Origin of the sequence: Pantoea sp., assembly GCF_039594315.1 — a bacterium.
Lineage (GTDB): Bacteria > Pseudomonadota > Gammaproteobacteria > Enterobacterales > Enterobacteriaceae > Pantoea.
On record NZ_JBCNNP010000029.1, the window covers coordinates 37,682 to 47,927 of the forward strand.

Below are 10,246 nucleotides of genomic sequence, written 5' to 3' on the forward strand. Positions count from 1 at the left end.
CACTGTTTCTCACTGGTTGCGTAATCAGGCGCGCTAAAAACCTGCAACCAGTAAGACAGATGCTGGTTTTTAAGGCGTCAGATCCTTATAATCTCGCGCAACCTTTTCCCCCTTGCATATTTTTGAGCCAAGTTTATTGGTCGGGATCTCTTTATATGAGCGAAAAATACGTCGTAACCTGGGACATGTTGCAAATTCATGCCCGTAAACTGGCCCAGCGCCTGCTTCCTGTGGAACAGTGGAAAGGCATCATCGCGGTCAGCCGTGGTGGTCTGGTTCCGGCATCGCTACTGGCGCGTGAATTGGGTATTCGCTATGTCGATACCGTGTGCATCTCCAGCTACGATCACGATCATCAGCGTGAAATGAAAGTGCTGAAGCGTGCTGAAGGCGACGGTGAAGGCTTCATCGTGATTGACGATCTGGTGGATACCGGCGGCACCGCGCAGGCGATCCGCGATATGTATCCAAAAGCGCGTTTCTGCACCATCTTCGCCAAGCCTGCTGGTCGCGCGTTGGTGGACGACTATATTGTCGATATCCCGCAGAACACTTGGATCGAACAGCCGTGGGACATGGGCGTGGTGTATATCCCGCCAATCGTCAAAGGCGCCTGATTGATGCATCGCAAACAACGCCCGGTTATGCCGGGCGTTGTGCATTCTGCGCCTCGCGCGCATCCTGGGGGTGCAGTACACTCTTAGCCATCGCCGCGACATTGGCTGGAGAACCTCGAAGATGTCTGATAAAAATCTCAGCGAAGAGCTGTTTAAACCCCGCTTCAAACACCCGGAAACCTCCTCATTAGTCCGCCGTCAGCATCATACGACGCTACCCGTTCACAACGCGCTGGAAGGTGACACGCAACGCGGCTGGTATCGCATGCTGAATAAACTGCTGTGGACGTGGCGCGGCCTGTCGCCGCAGGAAATCAGCGAAGTATTGGCGCGCATTGCCATCAGCGATTTTGAGCGCACTACCGAATCGTTGCTGGATACGGTGATTGGCTATCGCGGCGGCAACTGGAATTACGAATGGTCGAAGCAAGCGGCCATCTGGCAGCAGCGCGCCATGCAATCCGATAATCACGATGATGCCGGGCAACACTGGCTGCATGCCGCCAATCTGTTTAGCCTCGCCGCCTATCCTTATATAAAGGGTGATGAACTGGCCGATCAGGCGCAGGTGCTGGCGAATCGTGCCTATGAAGAAGCCACGCAGCGTTTACCAGGCGAACTCAAATCACTGACTTTTCCGATGAACGGCGGCAGTCCGGTTACCGGTTTCTTACATATGCCAGCCCAGGCGGAAGCGCCTTATCCAACGGTGTTGCTGTGCGGCGGCCTCGATTCATTGCAGAGCGATCACTATCGCTTGTTCCACGATTACCTCGCGCCGCGCGGCATCGCCATGCTGACGCTGGATATGCCGTCGGTGGGATTCAGCAGCAAATGGACGCTCAATCAGGACACCAGCCAGCTGCATCAGCAAGTGCTGCGTGAGTTGAGTAATGTGCCATGGATCGATCATACCCGCGTGGCGCTGTTGGGCTACCGCTTTGGCGCTAACGTGGCGACGCGTTTGGCCTATCTCGAAGTGCCGCGTCTACGCGCGGTAGCCACGCTTGGTCCGATGGTGCACAGCGTGTTTGTTGATGCGCAAAAACAGCAGCAATTGCCGGATATGTATATGGACATGCTGGCCAGCCGTTTGGGCATGTCATCGACCTCGGACAGCAATCTGCGCATCGAACTCAATCGCTATTCGTTGAAAGTGCAGGGTTTGCTGGGCCGCCGTACGCCAACGCCAATGCTGGCAGCCTATTGGCCGGATGATATCTTCAGCCCGCAAGAGGATGCGCAACTGATCGCTAACTCCTCCGCGCAAGGTAAAACCCTAGCGATCCCCGCCAAGCCGGTTTTTGCCAGTTTCGATAAAGCGCTCAATCAACTTTGTGATTGGTTAGCCAAACAATTGAAAAGCTAGCTGGCGAAATCCCCAAACTCTGCTACTACTTATATCCGGGATTTTCCATTTTTACCTTTAATGGAAAGCTGGAAGTGCAATTTAATGGGTTAAGGGAAAACAGATGACATTACCGAGTGGTCACCCCCGTAGTCGCCTGCTTAAGCGCTTCACCGAATTGGGGCCGTATATCCGTGAAGGGAAATGTGAAGAGACACGTTTCTTCTTTGATTGCCTGGCTGCGTGCGTCAACGTTAAGCCTGCACCAGAATTGCGTGAGTTTTGGGGCTGGTGGATGACGCTGGAAGCCTATGAAGATCACTTCACCTACGAATATCATTTTGGCCTGTTTGATAAAGCGGGTGATTGGGGCGCGGTGGCGATTAAAGGCAAAGAGAACAATGCCAAAGTGGAAAGTACGCTGCGTAATTTCCATGAGCGTTTAAAAGCGATGCTGCTGGAGCAGAAACTTGATTTGCGCCCGGCGGAAGGATTTAAAGAAGAGCCAGTGAAACTGAGCGCCTGATTTCAGTTGAAGGTTTAAAAAGGAAAGAGCCGGTGATGAGCCGGCTCTTTTTTTATAGACACAGGGGAGGGTACAGCTTACTGCTTAGAACTGGTAAGTCAGGCCAACAGCAACCACGTCGTCATTGTTCAGACCCAGTTTGTTGTTGTCGTCCAACTGGTTGATTTTGTAATCAACAAAAGTAGACATGTTTTTGTTGAAGTAGTAAGTCATGCCCAGGTCGATGTATTTAACCAGGTCTTCGTCACCGATACCTTCGATGTCTTTGCCCTTAGTCTGGATATAGCCCAGGGATGGACGCAGACCGAAGTCGAACTGGTACTGAGCAACCACTTCGAAGTTTTGCGCTTTGTTAGCAAAACCGCGGGTGCCGATTGGCGTCATGTTGCGCGTTTCGGTGTAGATAGAAGCCAGGTAGATGCTGTTAGCATCGTACTTGATACCTGCGCCCCATGAATCAGCTTTATCACCACGACCGAAGGTCTGCAGCTGCTGCTGGTTAGTACGGTCTGAAGAGGTGATTGCAGACATCAGGCTGATGCCAGTGTCAGCGATGGTGTAACCCAGTGACGCACCGTAACCGTCGCCGTTCTGGCGAGAAGTATCAGTGATGCTGCCGCGTGAGTTAGCGCTGGTAGCGTCGTTTTTGCCCTGGTATTGCAGCGCGAAGCGCAGGCCATCAACCAGACCAAAGAAGTTGCTGTTGCGATAAGTGGCAACGCCAGTCGCACGAGCGGTCATGAAGTTATCGGTACGTGCAGTACCGTCACCACCGAATTCTGGGAATACGTCAGTCCATGCTTCTACGTCGTACAGCACGCCGTAGTTACGACCGTAGTCGAATGAACCGTATTGACCGAATTTCAGGCCAGCAAAGCCCAGACGGGTTTTGTTGCCTGCGTTAGCGTCAGAACCTTCTGAGTTGTTGACGTTGTACTGGTATTCCCACTGGCCGTAACCGGTCATCAGGTCGTTGATCTGAGTCTGACCTTTGAAGCCGATACGAACGTAAGATTTGTCACCGTTGTTAGAAGCTTGATCACTGAAATAGTGCTCAGCTTTAACGCGGCCGTAGAAGTCCAGTTTGTTACCGTCTTTGTTATATACTTCTGCGGCGTTTGCGGTGGAAGCCAGTGCCAGCGCAGAAACTACTAATGCCAGTGTGCTCTTCTTCATTTGCTATCAATCCCGATGAGTAAATTTTTGTAGTACCCGAGAAAGGGTTTGTAAAACAGGGGACTTTTTACCGTTTGCTGATGAAAGTTTTATGACAGTTTTTCTGATTTCTTGTTAATTGCGAACTTTTGGTCTACCGCATTGTCAGGGGATTTTTGTGCTTTTCCCCTTGCTGTTGTTGGCTTCCTCGCTTACTCCTGATAAAACGTCCCTTCGCAGATTTTTTTCTTACATGGCAGGAAAAACATGAGTGGCAGTCAGACCCTTGTGGTCAAGTTGGGTACAAGCGTCCTTACCGGCGGTTCACGTCGGTTGAATCGGGCGCACATGGTGGAGTTGGTTCGTCAGTGCGCGCAGTTGCACGCGGCGGGTCATCGCATTGTTATCGTCACTTCCGGCGCGATTGCCGCGGGACGCGAACACCTTGGTTACCCCGAACTGCCGCCTACCATCGCCTCAAAGCAGCTGTTGGCTGCGGTGGGGCAGAGCCGTTTGATCCAGCTGTGGGAACAACTGTTCTCGATTTACGGTATTCACATCGGTCAGATGCTATTAACGCGCGCCGATATGGAAGATCGTGAACGTTTCTTATATGCGCGTGACATGCTGCGCGCGCTGCTCGACAACCACATCGTGCCAGTGATTAACGAGAACGATGCGGTCGCCACCGCGGAAATCAAAGTCGGCGACAATGACAATCTGTCGGCGCTGGCGGCGATGCTCGGCGGCGCAGATAAGCTGCTGTTGCTTACCGATCAGCAAGGCTTGTTCACCGCCGATCCGCGCACCAATCCGGAAGCGGAATTGATCAGCGATGTGCATCAAATTGACGATGCGTTGCGCACCTTAGCTGGCGGTAGCGTTTCTGGCCTCGGCACCGGCGGCATGGCGACCAAACTGCAAGCAGCGGATGTTGCTTGTCGCGCTGGCATTGATGTGATCATCGCAGCGGGCAGTCGTCCAGACGTGATCAGCGATGTGCTGTACGGCAAACCGGTCGGCACGCGTTTCCATGCGCAGCAATCGCCGCTGGAAAATCGCAAACGCTGGATCTTTGGCGCACCGCCAGCCGGTGAAATCACCATTGACGATGGCGCGCTGGCAGCGGTTCTGGAGCGCGGCAGTTCGCTGTTGCCGAAAGGGATTCGTGAAGTGCAAGGCAACTTCTCGCGCGGTGAAGTGATCCGCATTCGTAGCCTGCAAGGACGCGATATCGCCCACGGCGTAACGCGCTACAACAGCGATGCGATGCGCATGATTGCTGGTCATCACAGTCAGGAAATCGGCGACATTCTCGGTTACGAATATGGCCCGGTAGCGGTGCACCGCGACGACATGATCGTCAGTTAAGGAGCGGATGATGTTAGAACAAATGGGTAAAGCGGCGCGCGCAGCGTCGTACAAACTGGCGGAGCTCTCCACCGAACAAAAAAATCAGGTGCTGCTGACCATTGCCGATCGTCTGGAAGCGGAAAGCGCCGACATTCTGGCGGCCAACGAGCAGGATCTCGCCGACGCGCGGCAGAATGGCATGAGCGAAGCGCTGCTTGATCGCCTTACGCTCAATCCGCAGCGGCTGAAAGGCATTGCTGACGATGTGCGTCAGGTGTGCCGTCTGGCCGATCCGGTTGGACAGCTGATGGATGGCGGCTTGCTGGATAGCGGCCTGCGCATCGAACGTCGTCGCGTGCCACTCGGTGTGATCGGCGTGATTTATGAAGCGCGCCCGAATGTCACCGTCGATGTCGCATCGTTGTGCCTGAAAACCGGCAATGCGGCGATTCTGCGCGGCGGCAAAGAGACTTATCGCACCAACGCCGCAACCGTACGCGTGATTCAAAACGCGTTGATGCAGCACGGTTTACCGGCTGGTGCGGTGCAGGCGATTGAGAATCCAGATCGCGAGTTGGTCAATCAACTGCTGAAGCTCGATCGCTACGTCGATATGTTGATCCCGCGCGGCGGTGCTGGTTTGCATAAGCTGTGCCGCGAAAACTCGACCATTCCGGTGATCACCGGCGGCATTGGCGTCTGTCATCTCTATCTTGATGAAACCATGGAAACCGCGGCGGCGTTGGACGTCATCGTCAACGCCAAGAAGCAGCGTCCAAGCGCCTGCAACTCGCTGGAAACCTTGTTGATTCATCGCGATCAAGCCGAAGGTTTTATTCCGGCTTTCCTGCAACGTATGGCGCAGGAGAACATCGCGCTGCACGCTGATGAAAACGTCCTGGCGTTATTGCAAAACGGTCCGGCTGCTGTGGTCGCGGTGCAGGCTGAAAATTACGATGACGAATGGTTGTCGAACGATCTCAACGTCAAACTGGTGGCGGATATTGATGAGGCTATCGCACATATCCGCGAGCACGGCACGCAGCACTCCGATGGCATTCTGACGCGCAGCATTGGCAACGCCAACCGCTTCGTCAACCAGGTAGACTCTTCTGCGGTATACGTTAATGCCAGTACCCGCTTCACTGATGGCGGCCAGTTTGGCCTCGGTGCCGAAGTGGCGGTCAGCACGCAAAAACTCCATGCGCGTGGCCCAATGGGATTAGAAGCTTTAACCACCTACAAATGGATTGGTTGGGGCGACGATACGCTGCGCCGTTAATTTTTTACCCTGCCTGAAAAAGGGCGCCGGAAACGGCGCTCTTTTTTTTTGCTTTCGATCCAGCCATTTCCAGAGCTTTTTGATTTATTTCTGTCATCTATGGCGCAGTGGCGGCTTTTAACCCATTTTTTGCTGTAGATGCTGGTCTTACAGCACCAGAACAATCCTGAAAACCCCTGTCAGAACAAGCGATATGGCATTGATCACTGGTTAACGCCCCGCTGAAAGAGATAATGATCATCCAGCTTTATTGATAAAAGCGGTTGGGTAGTAAACTGCCGGTAATATAAAATGAACTGGTAGCAAAAATGAAAATAACATTCAGTCTTTTACTGAAGGCAGATTATTAACTGATGGTTAAAAAAGAGAGTACCAGACAAGCTTTTACTGCCAGGTTGATTGCCGCATGCGAAAGCGCCGGCATTGCTGGACATGGACGAAACAAACAGGTTGCACTCGCTCTGCAAGAAAGGGGATGTCGAATTTCAACGCCGGGGGTATGGAAATGGTTTAACGGACAATCGATACCCGATGGCAATAATTTACTGGCGCTCAGCCAGTTATTAGACGTGCGCGTCGAATGGCTGCAATACGGTATGGAAAAACCGGCTGCGATGTTGGCACAGCACGATCTTGTTAATCCGTTACCGCGCTTTCGCGTTGAGAGTCTGGATATCGAGCAGCAAAGCATCCGCAGCTCGAGCGCGCGCGACGAACTGGTTGAGACCATCCAGGCGATTGAATACGGGCTGGAAGAGGCACGCGTGCTGTTCAATGGCCGTCCGGCGGAGAACATTCGCCTCATCGCGCTCAACAGTGATTCGATGGCTGGCACCTTTGCGCCGCGCGATCAGCTGTTTCTTGATATCAGCGTGCATCGCTTTGATGGCGATGGCATTTATCTGTTCACGCTTGACGATCAGCTCTATCTCAAACGCCTGCAATTGCAACACAAAAAGGTAGCGGTGATCTCTGATAACAAGCGCTACGAAACCTGGTATTTAACCCTCGATGAAGCCAAGGCATTGCACGTGGTGGCGCGGGTGATCATGAGTCAGGCGCGTGATTACCAAATTCTAGGCTGATCACAAAACGCCAGATACAGTCAAAAAAATATGTTGGCTGAAATCATAAATTTAACTGATGGTAAATAAAAAATTAACTATCAGTGTTTGCCAATGCATTAGAACATGTTAATAATTTGAGCATGGAAGAACGAAACATTTGCTCCCGGATGAGCCCGCTCTTAAACAATTGAGGCGCTGCACAAGCGCGATACAGTCCAGCCAAAGTCAGTGAACTTTGGGATGGGATGGATACGCACTTAGCAGCGTTGTCAGTTGCCCTCTGCTATCACTTCCTCTACTTCTCTCTGGCCGTTACTACGGACGGGCGAGTTGTGGGTCAGTGTTTTCAGTGGAACCGCGCACGCTTCGATTCCCGCCGAATCGCCGTGCCTGCCATCCCATCGCCAAAGACTCATTCACAGGAGGAGTTATGGCGATTATCCAGTACGGAAAGTCAGTATTTTCAGGCAATGCCCGCACGCGCCGCCATCGGCGACGCCAATCCCTCAGCCGTCTCAAGTGCAGTATCGATAGCGCATTGGGTATCGAAACCGAAAACGTCACCCTGCGCAGCGCCGAGCGGATTTGCCAGCGCCAAACCCATTCACGCGTCGATTGCGCGGTGTTAGCGCCAGTGCGCGTTCAGCCGCCGCAAGCCAGTTTTGATAACCGCTGTTTGCCCCATGTCTATTTGTATGCCGTGCGTTAAATTTTTCTCTCCATTTTCCCAGTTTTAAGCGGAACGACTCTCTGCTGCTCACAGTTTAATCATCCTTGAGCGTTGCGGTTATCCGTCAACGTTGCTGGGTGAGCAAACGATCAGCGGAGTTTATGTTTTTTGCCGCTTCGCACAGACTTTTTCAGACTGTTGCGCCCGTCAAAGAGGAACCACTATGAGCCAGATTATTGCCATTTTGAATTTTGAAGAGGGTTACCGTGAAGCACCTTATCTCGATACGTTGGGCTTCCCGACGGTAGCCGGCGGTATTCGCATCGGACCCAAAGGGGCGTCGCTCAGCAACTACATCTTTCAGGTGCCGCGTGCAGTTGGCGATGTGTGGAAGCAGTGCCTGGTTGAGGGCAAGGTGCAGCAGATGCATCAGCGTCCGCTGGTGGATCAGGCGTTGGCGAAATGCAACGAAGCGCGCTGTGACGTGCTGATCAGCATGGGCTATCAACTCGGCGTCGATGGCTTAGCGCTGTTTCGCGGCATGCTCACCGCGATTACCCAAGGTGACTTTAACTCTGCCGCTAACGCCATGCTCGACAGCTTGTGGGCGCGGCAGACTTCAGGTCGTGCACGTCGCCATGCGGAAGTGATGCGCAGCGGCACCTACGACATCTATCGGGGGCTGTTATGAACATGAAATGGCTGATTTTTCTTATTGCGGTACTGGTAGCGATCATCGTGCTGCTGATATTGCAGCGCTTCACCACGCTGGAGTTTGTGAAACATGCGCGACTGCTGTTCAAAACCTGGTCGGTGTGGCTGGCGTCGCTTGGCTCAATGCTGAGCGCGTGGGTGCAATCGTTCCCGTCGTCGGCGCTGGATGCCTGGAACAGCTTGCCGCAGGACGTGAAAGACATTCTGCCGCACAACTATCTCGGCATGATTGGCGCCTTCATGGTGGCGATGGGCGTGATGGCGCAGTTCGTCCGCCAGAAGGGCCTTAACCAACAGAAAATCGCCATGGAGGAAAAACCATGACTCTTCTCACTTCATTGCTCGGCGGCAGTTGGCACTGGCTGGCTGCGCTGGGCGGCATTCTTGCCGCTTTGGTGGCCAGCTACTTCGGCGGCAAGAAGATCGGCAAAGTGCAGCAAAAATCCCAATCCGCCGTCGAAAGCGCCGACAAAGCCGCGGCGCAAGCGGTGGCGGTTAACCAGCAGCAGCAACAGCTGCGCGAGGAGGCCAAACGTGTGGAAGCCAGCAACCTTAATCTTGACGACGCTGCTGCTCGTGACAAGTTGCAGCAATCGAAATACCACCAGCCCTGAAGCCCCCGTCGTCATCGATTCCGCTTGTACCCTGTTTTCCCCGATTTACACCCACGGCAATGACGCCGCGCGCATGGACATTCGCACCGTGCGCGCCATCAACAATCACAACGATCTTTGGGATCAGCACTGCGGCCACGCGGCGCAATAACGCTGTCCTGCTATTTCTGCAAGACCCACCTGAAGAGCCGAGGAGGCTATGATGATCGAAGTTAACTCTTATGCTGAACTGCGTACCACTGTACCAAGCAAAAACGGCGATCTGGCATTTTTACGCCGTTACAACGCTGACTCCACCTTCCACGGCGGCGGCGATTTTACCGGCTTTATCGGCACCACCACCGCAGTGGAAGATGGCGGTACGCTGGTGATTGGTAACGGCTTTTACTGGAAACGTGTGATTAACGATCCCAGTGAAATCAACGTCTATCACTTTGGTGCCAAAGGCGATGGTTACGCCAATGACACCGACGCGGTTAACCGCATGCTGGCGTGGACGCAAAATTACTCCGGCAATATCACCGCGTTGCCGGTGCGTTTTCCCGGCGGGCGATTCCTGATCAGCCCGATTGACATCAGCGGCACTGAGCGCGCCTTCTTTGGCCTGCAAGGTGATGACGTCGAGCTGGGTTCGCTGCCGCGCACCACCATCATTTCCGACAAAAGTGCCAACACGGTATTTAAGGTGAAGGCGCGCCGCACCTCGATCCGCGGCATCGCGTGGAACGGCCAGGCGTCCGCCGATATCACCACCAACAAAAGTACCATCACTTCCGATATGTGCAGCAACGTGCAGCCGTTCTTCGAAAACACCTGTATCGAAGGCACCACCGTCAATATCTACTGTTTCCGCGCGCAGAATAACGGCGGTACGGTGATTAAAGTGCTGGATACCCTCGA

Annotated in this window: 12 protein-coding genes; 11 read left to right on the forward strand and 1 reads right to left on the reverse strand. The window is 53.5% G+C overall.

Annotated elements, in window-relative coordinates; translation table 11 throughout:
- Positions 1–155: 155 nt before the first annotated feature.
- From gpt to crl, 3 genes are all read left to right on the forward strand, one after another.
- Positions 156–617 (forward strand): xanthine phosphoribosyltransferase, encoded by a 462-nt coding sequence (gene gpt / locus ABDW13_RS15855; RefSeq protein ID WP_008108942.1) that lies wholly within the window; start codon positions 156–158, stop codon positions 615–617.
- 121 nt (positions 618–738) lie between these two features.
- Positions 739–1,986: an esterase FrsA gene (gene frsA, locus ABDW13_RS15860; RefSeq protein WP_343553516.1), complete on the forward strand. Its 1,248-nt coding sequence runs from the start codon at positions 739–741 to the stop codon at positions 1,984–1,986.
- 103 nt (positions 1,987–2,089) lie between these two features.
- Positions 2,090–2,491: a sigma factor-binding protein Crl gene (crl, locus tag ABDW13_RS15865; RefSeq protein ID WP_343553517.1), complete on the forward strand. Its 402-nt coding sequence runs from the start codon at positions 2,090–2,092 to the stop codon at positions 2,489–2,491.
- An 84-nt stretch (positions 2,492–2,575) separates the two neighbouring features.
- On the opposite strand, the gene ompC is transcribed toward crl, so the two are convergent.
- On the reverse strand, positions 2,576–3,667 hold the full coding sequence (gene ompC / locus ABDW13_RS15870) for a porin OmpC (protein WP_343553518.1): 1,092 nt from the start codon (positions 3,665–3,667) through the stop codon (positions 2,576–2,578).
- A 246-nt stretch (positions 3,668–3,913) separates the two neighbouring features.
- Between ompC and proB the strand changes: the two genes are divergently transcribed.
- From proB to ABDW13_RS15910, 8 genes are all read left to right on the forward strand, one after another.
- The gene (proB, locus tag ABDW13_RS15875) at positions 3,914–5,017 is read left to right on the forward strand and encodes a glutamate 5-kinase (RefSeq protein WP_039333147.1); all 1,104 of its coding nucleotides are present in this window, start codon (positions 3,914–3,916) and stop codon (positions 5,015–5,017) included.
- Positions 5,018–5,027: 10 nt separating this feature from the next.
- Positions 5,028–6,281, forward strand: coding sequence for a glutamate-5-semialdehyde dehydrogenase (gene proA, locus ABDW13_RS15880; protein WP_343553519.1), 1,254 nt, complete (start codon positions 5,028–5,030; stop codon positions 6,279–6,281).
- A gap of 353 nt (positions 6,282–6,634) precedes the next feature.
- Entirely contained in the window at positions 6,635–7,366 is a 732-nt protein-coding gene (locus ABDW13_RS15885) for a S24 family peptidase (RefSeq protein ID WP_343553520.1), read from the forward strand.
- Positions 7,367–7,778: 412 nt separating this feature from the next.
- Positions 7,779–8,057: a hypothetical protein gene (locus tag ABDW13_RS15890; RefSeq protein WP_343553521.1), complete on the forward strand. Its 279-nt coding sequence runs from the start codon at positions 7,779–7,781 to the stop codon at positions 8,055–8,057.
- Between the two features lie 184 nt (positions 8,058–8,241).
- Positions 8,242–8,709, forward strand: a complete 468-nt coding sequence (locus ABDW13_RS15895) for a hypothetical protein (RefSeq protein WP_343553522.1) — start codon at positions 8,242–8,244, stop codon at positions 8,707–8,709.
- A gap of 2 nt (positions 8,710–8,711) precedes the next feature.
- Complete coding sequence (locus ABDW13_RS15900; RefSeq protein ID WP_343553526.1) at positions 8,712–9,056, forward strand: hypothetical protein; 345 nt, start codon at positions 8,712–8,714, stop codon at positions 9,054–9,056.
- Positions 9,053–9,346, forward strand: a complete 294-nt coding sequence (locus tag ABDW13_RS15905; protein ID WP_343553523.1) for a hypothetical protein — start codon at positions 9,053–9,055, stop codon at positions 9,344–9,346. The genes ABDW13_RS15900 and ABDW13_RS15905 overlap by 4 nt, the downstream gene beginning before the upstream one ends.
- A gap of 202 nt (positions 9,347–9,548) precedes the next feature.
- Positions 9,549–10,246, forward strand: a 698-nt coding sequence (locus tag ABDW13_RS15910) for a glycosyl hydrolase family 28-related protein (RefSeq protein WP_343553524.1), incomplete at its 3' end; no start/stop codon positions are given.

Excerpts from the sequence above, each read along its gene's own strand:
- frsA (WP_343553516.1), top strand. The coding sequence starts at position 739 with ATGTCTGATAAAAATCTCAGCGAAGAGCTGTTTAAACCCCGCTTCAAA.
- crl (WP_343553517.1), top strand. The coding sequence starts at position 2,090 with ATGACATTACCGAGTGGTCACCCCCGTAGTCGCCTGCTTAAGCGCTTC.
- ABDW13_RS15905 (WP_343553523.1), top strand. The coding sequence starts at position 9,053 with ATGACTCTTCTCACTTCATTGCTCGGCGGCAGTTGGCACTGGCTGGCT.
- proB (WP_039333147.1), top strand. The coding sequence starts at position 3,914 with ATGAGTGGCAGTCAGACCCTTGTGGTCAAGTTGGGTACAAGCGTCCTT.
- ABDW13_RS15885 (WP_343553520.1), top strand. The coding sequence starts at position 6,635 with ATGGTTAAAAAAGAGAGTACCAGACAAGCTTTTACTGCCAGGTTGATT.
- ompC (WP_343553518.1), bottom strand. The coding sequence starts at position 3,667 with ATGAAGAAGAGCACACTGGCATTAGTAGTTTCTGCGCTGGCACTGGCT.
- ABDW13_RS15895 (WP_343553522.1), top strand. The coding sequence starts at position 8,242 with ATGAGCCAGATTATTGCCATTTTGAATTTTGAAGAGGGTTACCGTGAA.
- gpt (WP_008108942.1), top strand. The coding sequence starts at position 156 with ATGAGCGAAAAATACGTCGTAACCTGGGACATGTTGCAAATTCATGCC.
- ABDW13_RS15890 (WP_343553521.1), top strand. The coding sequence starts at position 7,779 with ATGGCGATTATCCAGTACGGAAAGTCAGTATTTTCAGGCAATGCCCGC.
- proA (WP_343553519.1), top strand. The coding sequence starts at position 5,028 with ATGTTAGAACAAATGGGTAAAGCGGCGCGCGCAGCGTCGTACAAACTG.
- ABDW13_RS15900 (WP_343553526.1), top strand. The coding sequence starts at position 8,712 with ATGAAATGGCTGATTTTTCTTATTGCGGTACTGGTAGCGATCATCGTG.